Below are 16,816 nucleotides of genomic sequence, written 5' to 3'. Positions count from 1 at the left end.
ACGACACTTCCTTATTCTTTAATTTCTTTATCTCCACTTTTAATATTTTCGTCCCAGTATTTCATCCACTCGTCACCTTTTTCTTGGAATGCATTCCAATCAATATCCATCGCTTTAATTTCCGTTTCCGTGATCCATTCAGGTAAACCCTTAACATCACTTCTGGTCGGAATCCTGTAAAATTCTTCTGCCAAAGTTTTTGCGGCTTCTTGTGAATTCACGAACTCATAAAAGGCTTCAGCCGCTTTTGGATGCTTGGCACCTTCAACGATGGCGATACCTTCTGTCAATACTGGCGTTCCGCTTTCTGGAATGACGAACTCAAATGGATAATTTTTATTTTCTTTCAGCATGACGACATCCGGCATTGCCCAAACGGAAAGTGAGCCCTCTCCTTTGGCTACCTTGTTATACATCATTTCCGGATTCGCTGAATATTCCTTCGTGTTTTGGTCGAGCTTCTTTAACCAGTCATACCCTTCTTTTGGATCATTTGTATCCTTATACGTACGATAGATCATCGCAGAAAAAATTGTCCTCATCGTTCCGGAGGCTAACGGATAGCGGATGATGATTTCGTCTTTCCATTTCGGATCAAGCAGCTCATCCCAATCTTTCGGTACCTCGTCTTTTGATAATTCTTTGCTGTTATACATGATGACTTCCGGTGTCTGGCTCGTTCCTGTCCAATACCATTCCGAATCGCGGAATCCTTCATCGAGACTATCGGAATAGCTAGGCTTATAAGCGGCCAGCAGCCCATCATCCTTTGCTTGATTGAAGTTCGTGGAAGGTGCACCCCACCAAACGTCTGCCTGCGGATTACTTTTCTCTGAACGAACACGGTCAAGGATTTCCTGAGAACCCATATCAAGCCACTCAACATCAATACCATACTTATCTTCGAACTGCTTTTCGAATTTTGATAAAATATCTTTGCCATGCGGTGAATAAACAACGATTTTATCTTCGAGCTCACCCTTTTCGCCAGCATCCGAATTCGTTTTCGTATCTGTACCGTTACATCCCGAAATTAATAGTGCTGCCGATAAGGTCAGTACTGAAACAAGCGACTTTTTCCTATTTTTCATTAATATTCCCCCTCATCGCGAAAATTCAAAATGCCATCATGTTCCCTTAAAAATAGGGAAACCGCTCCAAGCACCCCTGCGTTTTCTCCCAGTTGTGAAGTTTTCATTTCTACTAAACTTGGAAGATATCGATCAACGACCTCCCGAATTCTAGGTAAAATGTATTCAGCAGAATTTAATACACCACCTCCTAAAATGATCACCTCCGGATTTAGCAAACTAGCCGCATTGACAATTCCGCAGGCTAAATGTTCGATAGCTTCATTTATGATGGCCATAGCTGCAGTGTCTCCTTTTTTTGCTGCCAAAAAAGCATCCTCCCCCGATAGTTCGGAAGATTTGGCCCGTTCGAATAAAAAATGGTGAGGATCCTTGAGGACCTCCCTGGTGAAGTGACCGCCAATCGACTTGCCTCCAGCGACACTTTCCAAATAGCCGTATCTATGGAAAATCGGCTTGAATTCACGTTTTATATCCTCTTTGTCCGTCACCATATATCCCATTTCCCCAGCGGCACTGGAAGCTCCTCTGTATAACTGGTTATTCAAGATGATGCCGCTTCCGATTCCCGTGCCAACTGCAATGAACAGTAAATTCCGCTTATTTTGTGCATTACCCAGCCATTGTTCACCTAGTGCAGCCGCGTTTACATCATTGTCCAGAAAGATGGGGAAATCAAAATAACGCTTCGCTTCTGCTATAAATGGATATTGTACCCAGCCTAAACTCGGTGCCTCTATTACTAATCCGCTTGCCGTTTGCGTAATGCCAGGGATCCCGACTCCCATCCCCAATATCCTTTCCTTCGCAATCTGATTCTTTGCAATTAACCGCTCCGTTTCAATCGCCATTTGTTTAAGCAGCCCTGAATTTAAATAAGTGTTTGTTGAAAAGCTAGTGTCAGCAAGGATGTTGCCGCTTAAATCGCTTAAAATGATTTTCACTTTCGTCCCGCCTATATCGACACCGATGATATAGGCAGCCTTTTCATTAAAAAAGAGCTGGATGGGCCTCCTCCCGCCTTGAGATGAGGATACTCCTATTCCTTTCTCGAATACCCATTTCTCCTGTATAAGTTCATCCACAGCCTGAGAAACAGTTGGTTTACTTAGCTGAAGCTTAACGGCGATTTCAGCTCTTGAAATGGGTGAACATTCTTGGATGCATTGAATGATTCTTTTTTTATTTACATATTTTTGATGACTGGGTGTCCTTTTAAAACTCATCACATCACGGCCTTACATTATTTAGTTAGTAAATCTTCCTAATTAAGTAAAAATATAACTTAAATATTTTCAACGCACAAGTTTTTTTCGGAACATTTAAAATGTTCAATTTTTAATAGTTACTTCGAATTGTTTACATTTATAACCATTAGTGCTATTTATTAGATAGGTTTTTTATCTGGTTAGTTAGAAAACATTACTAACCTACATTTTTTTTTATAAAAGTTGAAGGGGGTTAAAAGAAGAATGAAAAAAGCTTTGTTATCGTTGTTTTCCCTTTTGTTGGTTCTTGCCTCATTGCCGCTTGGAGGCAGCGCTGCAAATCCTGATGATACCAACGTCGAATTATGGAATGCGGTCAAGCCGCTCGAAACGACTGTGACATTCTTGAACAGCGGTGCTCATCCCGATGATGAACGTAGTGACTTTCTCGCTTATCTATCGAGAGGGTTAGGGGTGAAAACATCCAGCCTGATTGCAAACCGTGGTGAGGGAGGACAAAATGAAATTGGGGATGAACTGGACAACGCTCTTGGAATCATCCGTTCGAGGGAAATGATAGAAGCTGCAAAAATCACCGGGGTTAAAGCCTATCATCTAAGCGAAACCACCTCTGATCCCATTTATGATTTCGGTTTCTCTAAAACACCAGAGGAAACATTACAAAAATGGGGCGAGGAACTCACATATGAACGGCTTATCCGCTTTATTCGGACGTATCAGCCAGATATATTGATGCCATCCTTTCAAAATGATGATACCCAGCATGGACATCATCGAACAATGACAATCCTAAGTGAACGTGCCTTTACGGATGCCGCCGACCCAACTGTGTTTCCACAACAATTGAAACAAGGCCTATCGGTATGGCAAGTGAAAAAGTTATATTTGCCCGTTTCCTCGGCAGATCAAGCAACCACTTCGATAGAAATCGGTAAATATGACCCAATATACAAAATGACTTACCCACAGCTTGGAGAACAATCCCGCTATCTGCACAAAAGCCAAGGCATGGGTTCTGATATCCCTGCAGCACCGCGCCAGATCCATTTGGATTTGAAGCAAAGCGCGGTTGATACAAAAAGCGAGTCGGACCTTTTTGCAGGTATACCTTACAATTTTACTGAATGGGCTGAAAAACTCCCCCGCTCAGCTTCAAAATTAAAAGGTGAATTTAGGTACCTGCAACGGAATCTGGACGCTGTTATTGAGTCTTATCCCCATGCTAAACGTGTTTTTACAACATCCCAAAAAGCTCTTTCCAATGTTCGTTCAATGACTGCGCAAGTCAAAAAGGCAAAGCTAAGCCCTGCCATCAAAAACGACTTGCTTCATAAGCTCTCATTAAAAGAAGAGCAATTGCAAAACGTCAGTTATGTCTCCTCAGGGCTCGAGGTTCAAGCTGAAGCAGCTTCAAAGATTCTTACTAAAGGACAAAATACGTACGTAACCATAACCATGAAGAATAACGGGAAACAAACATTGAAAAAAGTCGCTGCTGCATTGAACGTGCCTAAAGGATGGAAGACAAAAATAAAATCAAAAGATGTCAATCTGGCACCCAATAAATCAGCGACAATGACCTACCTGGTTGAAGTCCCTGAAGATGCAGCTTATTACCATTCCTATGATGAATCAACCATTACGACCAGCATTTCTTATAAATACGGGAGCACAAAAACTTCCATCAAGGAAGAATTGGATGGAACGATCGCCGTCCTTCCCGACATTGCCCTTACCTTATCTCCTGAAGATATCGTCGTAAATACAGCAGATGTAAAAGAGGAAATCCCAGTGGCGGTGACCTTGAAAAACTATACAGAAGGAAAGGCATCTGCAACGGTCGCTTTAAAAGTCCCTGAAAATTGGGGAGTTCATCCCCAAAATGCCACTGTATCATTTAATGAAAAGTCAGAAGAAAAACAAGTGAAGTTCACCCTCAGACCGCCTAAGGCCATCCAAAATGGTGAATATCAGGTGAAGGCAGCTGCCACTGTCAATGGGAAAACCTTTGATTCGACCATTCAGGAAATTTCCTATGACCATATCGGAACATTCTATTACCAATACCCAGCAGCTATCAATACCGTTGCATTTGAGCTTTTGAAGCCAGCTTCATTAAAAGTGGGGTACATTGAAAGCGGATTCGATAAAGTGGCAGATTACTTAAGCAATGCAGGGCTGAACATTACGAAGTTAACTGCAGCTGATTTAGCTGAAGGTGATTTAAGTCAATATGACACGATCGTTACAGGCATCCGTGCCTATCTATCGAGGGAAGATTTAAAGGCAAATAACGCGCGCTTACTTGAGTATGTGGAAAACGGCGGACATCTCGTTGTACAGTACCATAAACCGGGTGATGGATGGGATGCCTTGAAGACGGCTCCATATCCCCTTACCCTCGGGAATCCTTCGATTCGCTGGCGGGTAACCGATGAAAGAGCCACAGTAAACGTGTCGAAACCAGATTCGGCGCTTTTTACCTATCCAAATAAAATAACAAGTGATGACTGGAGCAATTGGGTCCAAGAAAGAGGATTGTATTTCCCAATGGAATGGGATGAACGGTATGAAACATTCATTTCCATGGCTGATCCGAATGAAGAACCATTTGATGGCGGTATCCTTATGGCTAAATACGGTAATGGTACCTACCTCTATACCAACCTTGTCCTATACAGGCAAATTCAAGGCCAGGTTCCAGGCGGATATCGAATCATGACGAACTTGATTAGTTACGGAGCCAAATAAATAGAAAGAAACCTATGCATGTGTTAAATGCATAGGTTTCTTTTCTGTGACGTTTGCCCGATTGAAGCTGATATGAATAAAAACATCTCCTGACTGATAGGTTCCTGCTCTAAAAACCAAAAAAGTTATGCACAAAGATAAGGGAAAGGCTCATGCGTTTGGGTTTCCCCTCATTTCCCGCATTCCTTTGTCCACACTTTATGCACAACTTCAATCATGATTTACGATCTTAAAAGCATCCCGTTAAAGCACTTTGCTCAAGAATGCTTTAGTTCTTTCGTGCTGAGGGTTACCGAATAATTCATTCGGCTCATTTTCTTCCACGATATACCCTCCATCCATGAATATCACCCGGTCCCCGACTTCCCGGGCAAAGCCCATTTCATGCGTAACGACGACCATTGTCATCCCTTCTTTAGCAAGTTGTTTCATTACCTCCAAAACATCACCGACCATTTCAGGGTCAAGGGCAGAAGTCGGTTCATCAAATAGCATGATCTTCGGATTCATCGCCAATGCCCTTGCGATGGCGACCCGCTGTTTTTGTCCGCCGGAAAGTTCCCCCGGATAGCTACTTGCTTTTTCCTTTAGACCAACCTTATCCAATAACTCAAGCGCTAATCTTCCTGCTTCCGCTTTATCGGTGGCACGAATTTTAATAGGGCCCAAGGTTATGTTCTCCAAAACGGTCTTATGTGGAAATAGATTGAAATGTTGAAAAACCATTCCAACTTCTTGCCGGACTTTGTTTATATTGATTTTCCTTTTAGGATCGGTAATATCATGTCCGTTAATGACCACCTCGCCGCCGGTAACTTCCTCAAGGAGGTTCAGGCAACGCAGGAATGTACTCTTTCCAGATCCAGAAGGGCCTATTACGCAAATTACTTCCTTTTCCTGCACTTCTGCATTTATATCTTTTAAAACCTCGACAGTTCCAAATGATTTTCTTAGGTTTTTTACTGTAATGATGCTCATCGAACTTGTACCCTCCTTTCTATGAAATTAGCAATTAGGGTTAACAAATAGATGATGATAAAGTAAATTACACCCACGGCCAGCCAAACCTTGAATGCTTCAAAGGTTGCCGAAGCTTGAATCTGACCTTGCTGGGTTAAATCGGCTATACCAATTACGGATAATAGAGAAGTGTCCTTCAAGCTGATGATCGATTGATTCGTAATGGTAGGGAGCATCCTTCTAAAGGCTTGCGGAAGCACGACATATCTCATTGTTTGAGCTCCAGTGAACCCGATGGATCTTGCCGCCTCCGTTTGCCCTTTATCTATGGATTGTATCCCCGCCCTTATTATTTCAGCAAAATATGCCCCTGCATTGATTGCAACGGTAATTATTCCAGCTGTTGTACTGTCCAAAGAAATCAAATTCAATGAATTCACACCAAAATAGATAAAAAATAACTGAACGATGAACGGTGTCCCTCGTATTGCATCCACATAAACCTTTGCAATCCAATTCAAGATTTTGATGGGGGCAAGTCGCAGCAATGCGACAAGTAAACCAATCAAAAAACCTAGGATAATGGCAATCACAAAGATATAAAGTGTCACCTGAAGTCCTTTTAATAAAAGTGGCAACGCCGCAACAATTATATCCATTTCTTTCACCCCTTTGAAAAAGAAAGCGCGCCATAAGCGCGCCTAATGAGCTTTAATCCATTGTTTATTAACCTTATTCACCAAGATACGTTTTTATAATTTCATCATATGTGCCGTCTTTTTTAAGATTGGCAAGACCATCATTTATTTTTTTCAATAAATCCCCGTTTTGCCCTTTCAATACAGCAATTCCATATTGGTCACCATTCAAACGGTCACCTACGATTTTCAACCCAAGATCTTTTTGGGCGATTGCATATGAGATGACAGGATAATCTTCTATAAGGGCATCCGCATTACCGTTGGCCACTTCCTGGAACATCGCTGGACTATCATTGAATTGAACAACTTTGATCCCCAGTTTCGTAGCATTATCCTGTGCATATTTAGCACCTGTTGTTCCTTTTTTCACTGCTATGGTTTTTCCTTTAAGATCCTTAACGGTTTTAGTGCTTGTATTATCTTTCTTAACAACTATTGTTAACCCTGCATCAAAATACGGTGTTGAGAAATCCACTACCTTTTTTCTTTCCTCTGTAATGCTCATTCCTGCAATGGCCACATCAAGCTGATTGGCTTGCATAGCCGGAATGATTCCACCGAAATCCATTGGAGACAATTTGATTTTGAAATCCTGGTCTTTCGCGATTGCATTGATCAATTCGATATCGATACCTTTATAGTCGTTCCCCTCTTTAAATTCAAAAGGAGGATAAGTCGTATCCACACCAACTTTATATACCTTTTCAGGTTTCTTTTCCTCACCTGCATTTTTTCCTTCATTGGTTCCACAAGCCGAGATAAAGATAGTTAAAATCAAAAACATACTCAATAAACCAAGTTTCTTCATTTAAATCACTCCAATTCTTAATTATACGTGATAATAAATAATTCTCCCTATAATATAGCATAAGAATAAAGTATTATAATATGAATTTTTAGAATAAATATTATTTTCTTTAAATAATTTTTATGGACGTTTTTCCTAATATTGTTACAGTGATGGAAAACACAAAAAGGCTATGGGATCCTTCTCGATAAAAATAGCCGATCATGTCATCAATACCTGTAAAACAAGACCATTGGAGGGTGGTACTCACCAGGGTTCCTTTGGTCATCCCTAATAGGAGATGCCCCATTAGTTGGATAAGAAAAAAACTAAATCAATTAACTTTTGATCCTTTTAAACTAGAATATAGGAATTGTTTTTCCGCCTCCACTCCCCCTGATTCAAATGTCCCGCACAACCGTGAGTCCTACCATGTCTACTTCTATCAAAAAGGCCAACCAGTAATTTTTACTAGTCGACCTTATAATACGAACGCATCCGTTCGATTTGTGATCGAATTAAGATTCATTGATTTGCACTAAAGCAGCAATATTGCGATGGGTGCCGTCATAATTAACGTGATGAGTGTCCGTTCAAACCAGATAACAATCAACTTCGTAATGCTGATCGGGATTTTTGTTGATAGGATACAAGGTATCGTCGCTGAAAAAAACAATATGGATGAAACAGAAACCACGGCAATGATGAACTTAGTTACCAGTGGTGCATCAACTACAAGAAGCGCCGTCAGGAACATTTCTGCAATTCCTATAGCTGAAGCTTTTGCAGCCAAAAATGGTTCAGGTATTTGCAATGCCCAGGTAAATGGGTAAAAAAGATAGCCAAGTAAATTAAATACTGAAGTGTACTCCGCTAATACAAGGCTGATGAGACCAATGGATAAAATGGACGGCATAATGCTCATTGTCATAAGACAACCGTCCTTTAAGTTTTCCCATAAGTTTCTGCCAAGACTTACTTAATTATTTGCTCCTACCATCGCACTGTTCCAGACACTTCGGAAAAGTCCTTCTTTGATAACTTCTTCTGGGTCCGCATTATCCGAATAATATTCGTCGCTCATTTTATTTATTGGCCAAATACGTACGGTAATGGCAAGGTACGTGATCGCTAAAGAAACCCAAAAGAAAAGCGACCATAGGTCCATAAGCCCGAGGGTTTTTGCTACAACGATCATAAACGTTGCTGAAACCGTTGAAAAGCCAGTTGCAATAATAGCTGCTTCTTTAAAGGTGTATTTTCCTTCTTTATATAGTCGATTCGTAATAAGCATACCAATGGAATAGCTCATACCTGTAGGTCTTGTCGTTCCTTTTGGCGCTGCTCATTGGATACGGGCTTCTCGAATTTTCAGGTGTACTGATGCAGCCGATCATGAGGCCGATATTTAAAACGCCGGGGCGTTCAGCTGTTGATATGGTTGCTAATTTAGCAGGAATGTTCCTGCCCCTTTTATGCATAAGAAACAGAGCTAAACGTCACACATCCAACCAAACTTTCATTTATATGCTTTTTTGCTCCTAACTTGGGAATAAATAGTTCATACACTTACGTTTATTTATCAGTTAAATTGGGGAAATATAATTCAATCGACGATGACTTTATAACTAGGATGGGTATGATGAGAATTAAGGTAAAAAAAATAATATATTACCTGATTAAATTAAGAGGGAAAATCTTTATACCATTTGCCATTTTATACATATTAGTTGCAGCATATATTGCTTTTTCTATAGAGCCACAGACGTTCGAATCATATTTAACTTCAGTTTACTGGGTTCTTACAACGCTTGCTACGGTTGGTTTTGGTGACTATGCACCGGTCACCGATCTTGGAAAAGCATTTACCATCGGTCTATACATAACGGGTATTGGGCTTGTTAGTCTTATTATTGGAAAAATCATTAAATCTGTATATCTTATCGAAAAACGTAAAGTTGGTGGAAAAATGAAATATACAGGTAAAAATCATATCATTCTGATTGGATGGAGTGAAAAGTCAAAATCAGCAATTCAAGAAATTTTTAAATCTGATGAAACCATTGATATTGTTATCATTGATAACCTGGAAAAATCACCCATGATGGAGGAGCGTCTGTTTTATGTTCGCGGGGATGCCACCGATGAAGAAACATTACTCCGTGCAAATCTGCCTAAAGCAAAAGGCGTTATCATTTTTGCTGACCAAATAACACAAGATAATTATGCTACAAAGGATCCGTTACTTGTCGATGGAAAGACATTATTAGTTGCCACTGCCATAACGTCCATTGAAGAAAAAACCAATACGCCAATACACGTCACCGCTGAGGTAATCAATCAAAAGCATATTCGTTTATTTGAGCGTGTAAAGGTGGATGAGTTTATTCCTACACAAGAAATGATCTCCCACGCAGCAGTACGATCATTATTTTCTCATGGAGTCACTCACATGTATTCAGAACTCATGAGCTCAAAGTATGAAGAGGCGATGTATGAGATTTCTAAACAAGATGAATGGCGAACCTATCGAGATGCATTCATGGACCTTCTTAATAAAGGGGCCACACTGGTAGCAGATCGCGGTGATCTTAACATAAACCAAAAATTAGATGCACGAATTCCTGATGATGCACAGCTTTTCATTATTTGCGATAAAGAGACCATTTCCAAAATAAATTCAAAAATACATTAGAATCAGAAATCTTTAGGGATGCTATAATAGCATCCCTCAGTTTGTAGGCAAAAGGGTTTTATTTAAGTTAAAACTAAGTTGATTGGAGCGGGTGTTCGGGCCTCCTGCTTAGAAAAGCGAGTCTAGGGGAGACCCCGAAGGCGCAAGCCGAGGGTGGATCGCCTGCGGAAAGCGAGTGCATCTCGTTCCCAATCAACTTGCCTACAAATATGCATCCTTAATTGAATAAGCTTTAAAACAAAAAAAGAACCTTCAATCAAAGATCGATTAAAGGTTCTGTTGTTTTTAATTTCAATGATGCTTCGATATCCAAAAATTAACTATAAACTAGCTCTTTTTTTTTGCTCAGACCAAGCGTCTCTGATGTTGAAGTTTGAATTTCGTGCAAAAGCTCTGTATTTTCCATCAGTGACTCTCCATAAGAAGGAATCATTTCTTTAATTTTCGGTTCCCACTCTTTCATGCGTTGCGGGAAGCATTTATTAATTACCTCAAGCATAACGTGAACAGCAGTAGAAGCCCCTGGAGAAGCACCTAGCAATGCTGCAATAGAGCCATCGGATGCACTTACAACTTCCGTACCAAATTGAAGTGTACCTTTACCGCCTTCAGCAGTATCTTTGATAACTTGTACACGTTGGCCAGCTACTACTAAATCCCAATCCTCGCTCTTAGCGTTCGGGATGAACTCTCGTAACTCTTCCATGCGCTGTTCTTTCGATAACATAACTTGCTGGATCAAGTATTTTGTCAATGGCATCTCTTTTGCACCTGCCGCCAACATAGTTAAAACATTATTCGGTTTTACGGAAGTTATTAAATCGAACATTGAACCTGTTTTTAAGAACTTCGGTGAGAAGCCCGCAAATGGTCCAAATAGCAACGATTTTTTATTGTCGATAAAACGTGTATCAAGATGCGGAACAGACATTGGTGGTGCACCAACTTTAGCTTTTCCGTATACTTTCCCATGATGCTGTGCAACAACTTCCGGATTATTACATACCATGAAGTATCCACTTACCGGGAATCCTCCGATATGTTTCCCTTCAGGAATGCCGGATTTTTGCAGTAAATGCAAGCTTCCGCCCCCGCCTCCGATAAAGACGAATTTAGCATTATGACGTTCTACGCTACCGGTATCGACATTACGCACTTTTAATTCCCAAGAGCCATCACTGGCACGTTTAACATTATCAACACTATGTTTATATTTGATATCGACGTTTTGAGTCTTTAAGTGGTCAAACAACATGCGTGTCAGAGCACCGAAGTTAACGTCTGTACCGTAATCAATTTTTGTTGCCGCTATAGATTCATTCGATGGACGGTCTTGCATAATAAGTGGAATCCATTCCATCAGTTTTGCTGGGTCATCGGAATACTCCATACCTTGGAACAGAGGATTTTTGGACAGCGCTTCAAAACGTTTCTTTAAGAACGCTACATTGTTATCCCCTTGCACCATACTCATATGAGGCAATGGCATGATAAAGTCTTGCGGATTATCAATCAGCTTACAGTTTACAAGATACGACCAAAACTGCAATGAAACTTGGAACTGTTCATTTATTTTAATTGCTTTGCTAATATCTATAGATCCGTCAGCTTTTTCGGATGTATAGTTAAGCTCGCACAGCGCAGAATGTCCCGTACCCGCATTATTCCATTCGTTAGAGCTTTCTTCTCCTGCGTTTGCAAGCTTCTCAAATACTTTGATTTCCCATTCCGGTGCTAACTCTTTCAGTAATGATCCCAAAGTCGCGCTCATGACTCCGCCGCCAATTAAGATAACGTCTGTTTGTTTCTGTATGTTGCTCATTATAACCTTCCTTATCCCCTATATTTGCAAAAAAGATGTAGGCGCTCCTGCTTAGGTGTCAAAAAAAGCCCGGCACGAACTAGGAACACACCTTTTCTGTCTCCTTATAACTATATCATAATCTATTATTATTATTTCATAGATTAAAATATTCTACTATTACTTTTTTTGTTAAAATGTTGATTTTGAAAAGAAATTAGCTTAAACTTATCCGCCCCGATAGTCGCATTAAAAGATTTCTTCAGCAACTCCCCATCATTGAAGGAAGAAACTGTTAGTGAAATAATATTGACAGATTCAAAAAAGCCAGGAAAATACACATTTATTGACAAAAACAGAAGGAAAATTAGAACTTTCTGTAACCATTCCCCTAAAAAACTATGACCTTCCTGAAATTGCTAAACTCTTAACTTTTTAACTAGTATCATAAATTCCACCCAATTATTAGATATTATAACAATACCAATAATTACTGAAAATTAAACCAGTATAAGGTAATATCACCGGTAATATTCTTAATTTTAAGACTTATCTCATAGTCCCTCATTAATATAATTTCTTAACTTATTGCTATTACAAAAAAACATTATTTCTCTTATTTTCGCAAAAAGATATTTTCAACTTTATGTTCCGACCCTTTTTTCAAGATGAGTTTTGCCCGTCCTTTTGTCGGCAGTATATTTTCATGTAAATTTTTCAAATTAATTTCTTCCCAAATTTGAGTCGCTTTTTTTATGGCCTGTTCTTTAGAAAAGTCAATATAACGATGGAAATAGGATTCGGGACTTTGAAATGCAGTCTTTTGAAGTAAAAGGAACCTTTCGACATACCACCGCTCTATGTCGTTAACATCTGCATCTACATAGAGTGAGAAATCAAAAAAGTCACTGACGAATACTTGATTTTCCTTGTCAACTTGAAGAACATTAACACCTTCCACTATTAAAATATCCGGATTACAGATCGTCTGCACTTCATTTGGTAAAATGTCATACTTCAAATGTGAGTAGATTGGAACTTCCACTTTATTTTTTCCCGCTTTTACATCTCCGATAAGATTGATTAATTTTTGGGTATCATAACTTTCAGGAAACCCTTTTCTTTTCATCAATCCTTTTTCTTCTAAAAGATCATTTGGGTACAAAAAACCGTCGGTAGTGACAAGACCTACGTTTCTGTGATTATCCCATCTGGATAATAAAGTCTGAAGCAACCTTGCAGTCGTACTCTTTCCTACAGCAACACTCCCTGCAATCCCAATGATATAAGGTACTTTTTTAGCATCAGTTTTTAGAAATGAAGAAGTGGCTGTGTTAAGCTGCTGAGATGCCTCAACATGTAAATTGATCAAACGGGTCAAGGGCAAATAAACCTCTTCCACTTCCTGAATGGATATTTCTTCATTTATTCCTTTTAAGTTATCCAATTCTCCTTCAGTTAAAGGAAGAGGGGTATGGTTTCGCAAAGATGCCCACTTTTTTCGATTGAATTCAAAATAGGGAGTATAGGAACTCATGATTTTTCGTTACCTCACTTTTTAGAGTTACTATCAGTTTAACAAGGATGATGTCCATAAAAAAGAAGTTCCTGATCCCTTATTCACTAAATTGATTAAGCTTTGAATGATAACCCACCTGTCTCCAAAGCTTCCCTAAGTTTCGGTAAAGAAGCTGGTCCCATACCGTGAAATTTCAAAATCTCTTTTTCACTATATGCTGATAGCTGTTGTAAAGAGGTTACCCCATTGCTTTCCAATGCACGTCTGGCAGGTGCCGAGAGCACTGAAAGGAATCCTGTATCAGGTTTTCGTTCCTGCTCACATACAGGGCAGGTCGGACATTCGCTGGATTTATAGTATTTGTGTCCCTTTTTGCAAGTCCTCAAATTCTTCTTTGAAGTGGTCATTGTCAATTTCTCCTTTTCTTCTGAATTTTAAGTCCAAACATAAAAAGTTCACCCTTCACAATGAAGCAACCATTTTAATCCATTTTATCATTAATTTCATTGGAAAAGGGCTGCCGCAGCAACCCTTTGCAAAACGCAAAGTGAATGATGGATTAACCCACTTTGTCCTCCTTCTTAGCCTCTGTTTGAGCATTTGCTTGTACACGCTTGTCTATTCCAAAAGCGAAATAACTGATTGCTACGATAGCCAGAAAACCTATTCCAACCATAAGAGATATACGTGTGTCATCATTAAACCACATACCGATCAATACCATGATCAAGAAAGCGATGGTCAGGTAGTTTGTAACAGGTGCAAACGGCATCTTGAATGGATGATTGTGCATTTCAGCTTTTTTGACCTTCCTGAATTTAATTTGACTGATCAGAATGACAAACCATGGAATCATTCCAGGAAGTACACTCGCACTGTATACATGCACAAATAAATTTTCTGGTGCAATATAACTTAAAACAACCCCAATCGCTAAACCGACGATCACTCCGAACGTACCGAATAAAGGGACACCGCTATTAGATACTTTTGCAAAGAACTTTGGCGCTTGTCCATTCATCCCTAATGTGTAAAGCATGCGTCCTGCACTGTAAATACCACTATTGCAGCCAGACATTGCAGCCGTGATTACGACAAAATTAATGATTCCGGCTGCTGCCGTGATACCAACCTTCGCAAAGGTCGCAACAAATGGACTGCCAATCGAACTTAATTGATCCCAAGGGTAAACGGTTACAATAATGAAGATCGCACCGATATAGAAGATTAAAATACGCCAAATGGTACTTTGAATCGCTTTGGTTATCGTTTTTTGCGGATCTTTTGCTTCACCAGCAGTAATCCCGATTAATTCTACACCTTGATAAGCGGCAACCACCAGTGAGAGAGCAAAGAAGAAGCCCTTCCAGCCACCTGTAAATAAACCGCCATGTTCCCAAAGATTCGATAACCCTAAGGCTTCCCCACCGTTACCGATCCCAAAGAAAATCAGTCCAAACCCTGCAACGATCATTAAAATAATCGTTACGATTTTAATCAGTGCAAACCAAAATTCAATTTCCCCAAAGGACTTAACGGAAATTAAGTTCGCTGCTCCAAGAATCACCATTGCAATTAAACCTGGAATCCAAGCAGGGAGATCAGGGTACCAATACTGCATGTACGTCCCCACTGCAATAATTTCTGCCATCCCGACGATAACCCACTGGAACCAGTTACTCCAAGCTGTCATATACCCTGCCAATGGATGAATGTACTTATAACCAAATGTTGCAAATGAACCTGTACTTGGCTCTAAGTACAACATTTCCCCCATTGCGCGCATGATCAAGAATATAAATAAACCAGAGATCGCATAAGCTAACATTACAGACGGACCTGTCCATTGAATCGTGCTGGCTGAACCCATGAATAAACCGACACCAATCGTTCCGCCCAAAGCGATCATCTGAATATGACGACCTTTCAAGTCCCTATTCAAATCTTTGTTTGCCATTCCATTTCCCCCTATACTACTAATAGTCGAAATTTTATGCAAGATGCTTAATACACTCCCTATTTAGTATAGAAATGATATAGCAGGCACCACTTTATTTAATCTTTCTTAAAGCCGCCTCATAAAATCACTCTTCACTTTTAAGCATTCCTGACAGTTAGAAAGATTACTCTCCATTTTCATGTTAATTCTTTATTCTGTCCGAGGTGCCATAGAAAGCGCTTACTTTTTACCGGTTATAACAAGTTCACCCCTTAAACGTAAAAATTCCCCTGTATAAAATAACTCGAATAAAAGAGTTTTGCAACTCTTTTATTCGGCTGGCAGGTTTATTACGCTGTTACCAAAAGGGACTTTAATCTCAGCTTTAACAACATATCATTGGTCATTTTCTCCAAATCATATTCCGCCTTGAATCCCCACTCTTCCTTTGCACATGTTGAATCAATTGTATTTGGCCAACTGTCTGCAATGGATTGTCTTACAGGATCGACTTCATAATTCATGACAAATTCCGGTATATGCTTTTTAATTTCGGCTGCAATTTGCTCCGGATCAAAGCTCATGGCAGAAACATTGAAAGAATTCCGATGTTTCAATTTTGAAGCATCTGCCTCCATTAAAGCAATGATGGCAGCTAAAGCGTCCGGCATATACATCATGTCCATATACGTTCCCTTATCAATGTAAGAAGTATATCGCTTGTTTTTAATCGCTTCATAGTAAATTTCAACTGCATAGTCGGTAGTTCCGCCGCCAGGAGGCGTGACATACGAAATCAGTCCCGGGAATCGAAGCCCCCTCGTATCAACCCCAAATTTATGATGATAATAATCACATAATAACTCTCCGGATACTTTATTCACGCCGTACATCGTATTCGGCCGTTGAATGATGTCTTGCGGTGTCCAATCTTTAGGAGTGGTTGGACCAAACGCACCAATGGAACTAGGTGTGAATAATTGGCAATCGAGTTCTCGTGCCGTTTCCAAAGCATTGACCAATCCGCCCATGTTTAAGTGCCAAGCTAAAAGCGGCTTCTTTTCAGCTGTTGCCGACAATAAAGCGGCCAAATGTATAATCGTATCCACTTCATGTTTTTTTGCCATGTTAAACATCGCTTTTTCATCCGTAACATCCAAAACTTCAAATGGACCTGATTGAGCAACATCGCTGTCCGTTTTTCGGATATCTGTCGCAATGATATTGTCAGCTCCATAAACCTCTCTCATTTTTAGAGTCAGTTCTGAACCAATTTGACCTAAAGCTCCCGTTACCAAGACCTTTTTCATCAAAAATCCCTCCCCATGTTTTAAACTCTGAAA

Annotated in this window: 12 protein-coding genes and 2 pseudogenes; 3 read left to right on the top strand and 11 right to left on the bottom strand. The window is 40.0% G+C overall.

The window, feature by feature from the left end; translation table 11 throughout:
• Positions 1-11: 11 nt before the first annotated feature.
• Positions 12-1,091: an extracellular solute-binding protein gene (locus NYE65_RS15870; protein WP_098187097.1), complete on the bottom strand. Its 1,080-nt coding sequence runs from the start codon at positions 1,089-1,091 to the stop codon at positions 12-14.
• Entirely contained in the window at positions 1,091-2,317 is a 1,227-nt protein-coding gene (locus NYE65_RS15865) for an ROK family transcriptional regulator (protein ID WP_328176644.1), read from the bottom strand. The genes NYE65_RS15870 and NYE65_RS15865 overlap by 1 nt, the downstream gene beginning before the upstream one ends.
• A 246-nt stretch (positions 2,318-2,563) precedes the next feature.
• On the opposite strand from NYE65_RS15865, the gene NYE65_RS15860 reads away from it, so the two are divergent.
• Positions 2,564-5,071: an NEW3 domain-containing protein gene (locus NYE65_RS15860; RefSeq protein WP_340861216.1), complete on the top strand. Its 2,508-nt coding sequence runs from the start codon at positions 2,564-2,566 to the stop codon at positions 5,069-5,071.
• Positions 5,072-5,314: 243 nt separating this feature from the next.
• Here the strand turns inward: NYE65_RS15860 and NYE65_RS15855 are convergent, their stop codons facing one another.
• The 4 genes and pseudogenes from NYE65_RS15855 to NYE65_RS15840 form a co-directional block, all read right to left on the bottom strand.
• Positions 5,315-6,049, bottom strand: a complete 735-nt coding sequence (locus NYE65_RS15855) for an amino acid ABC transporter ATP-binding protein (protein ID WP_098187094.1) — start codon at positions 6,047-6,049, stop codon at positions 5,315-5,317.
• Positions 6,046-6,690: an amino acid ABC transporter permease gene (locus NYE65_RS15850; RefSeq protein WP_034305627.1), complete on the bottom strand. Its 645-nt coding sequence runs from the start codon at positions 6,688-6,690 to the stop codon at positions 6,046-6,048. The genes NYE65_RS15855 and NYE65_RS15850 overlap by 4 nt, the downstream gene beginning before the upstream one ends.
• A gap of 73 nt (positions 6,691-6,763) precedes the next feature.
• Positions 6,764-7,540 carry a transporter substrate-binding domain-containing protein gene (locus NYE65_RS15845; protein ID WP_057278641.1) on the bottom strand — a complete coding sequence of 259 codons (777 nt, stop codon included), beginning with the start codon at positions 7,538-7,540 and terminating at the stop codon, positions 6,764-6,766.
• A gap of 517 nt (positions 7,541-8,057) precedes the next feature.
• A pseudogene (locus NYE65_RS15840) lies at positions 8,058-8,828 on the bottom strand (YjiH family protein); the annotation flags it as partial.
• Between the two features lie 17 nt (positions 8,829-8,845).
• Between NYE65_RS15840 and NYE65_RS15835 the strand changes: the two are divergent.
• Positions 8,846-9,010 (top strand): annotated as a pseudogene (locus NYE65_RS15835) (nucleoside recognition domain-containing protein); the annotation flags it as partial.
• Positions 9,011-9,161: 151 nt separating this feature from the next.
• On the top strand, positions 9,162-10,214 hold the full coding sequence (locus NYE65_RS15830) for a potassium channel family protein (protein WP_340861215.1): 1,053 nt from the start codon (positions 9,162-9,164) through the stop codon (positions 10,212-10,214).
• A 316-nt stretch (positions 10,215-10,530) separates the two neighbouring features.
• Here NYE65_RS15830 and NYE65_RS15825 read toward each other — a convergent pair whose 3' ends face one another.
• The 5 genes from NYE65_RS15825 to NYE65_RS15805 all read right to left on the bottom strand — a co-directional run bounded on the left by NYE65_RS15825 (position 10,531) and on the right by NYE65_RS15805 (position 16,783).
• Complete coding sequence (locus NYE65_RS15825) at positions 10,531-12,036, bottom strand: malate:quinone oxidoreductase (protein ID WP_328176647.1); 1,506 nt, start codon at positions 12,034-12,036, stop codon at positions 10,531-10,533.
• Between the two features lie 595 nt (positions 12,037-12,631).
• Positions 12,632-13,552, bottom strand: a complete 921-nt coding sequence (gene coaA, locus NYE65_RS15820; protein WP_268590847.1) for a type I pantothenate kinase — start codon at positions 13,550-13,552, stop codon at positions 12,632-12,634.
• 95 nt (positions 13,553-13,647) lie between these two features.
• Positions 13,648-13,941, bottom strand: a complete 294-nt coding sequence (locus NYE65_RS15815) for an RNA polymerase alpha subunit C-terminal domain-containing protein (RefSeq protein ID WP_328176648.1) — start codon at positions 13,939-13,941, stop codon at positions 13,648-13,650.
• A gap of 152 nt (positions 13,942-14,093) precedes the next feature.
• The gene (locus NYE65_RS15810) at positions 14,094-15,491 is read right to left on the bottom strand and encodes an amino acid permease (RefSeq protein WP_034305642.1); all 1,398 of its coding nucleotides are present in this window, start codon (positions 15,489-15,491) and stop codon (positions 14,094-14,096) included.
• Positions 15,492-15,823: 332 nt separating this feature from the next.
• Entirely contained in the window at positions 15,824-16,783 is a 960-nt protein-coding gene (locus NYE65_RS15805) for an L-threonine 3-dehydrogenase (RefSeq protein ID WP_053533708.1), read from the bottom strand.
• Between the last annotated feature and the right edge of the window lie 33 nt (positions 16,784-16,816).

It is taken from the genome of Peribacillus sp. FSL R5-0717, from assembly GCF_038002945.1.
Lineage (GTDB): Bacteria > Bacillota > Bacilli > Bacillales > DSM-1321 > Peribacillus > Peribacillus frigoritolerans.
This window is presented reverse-complemented; position numbering and strand designations above follow the sequence as displayed.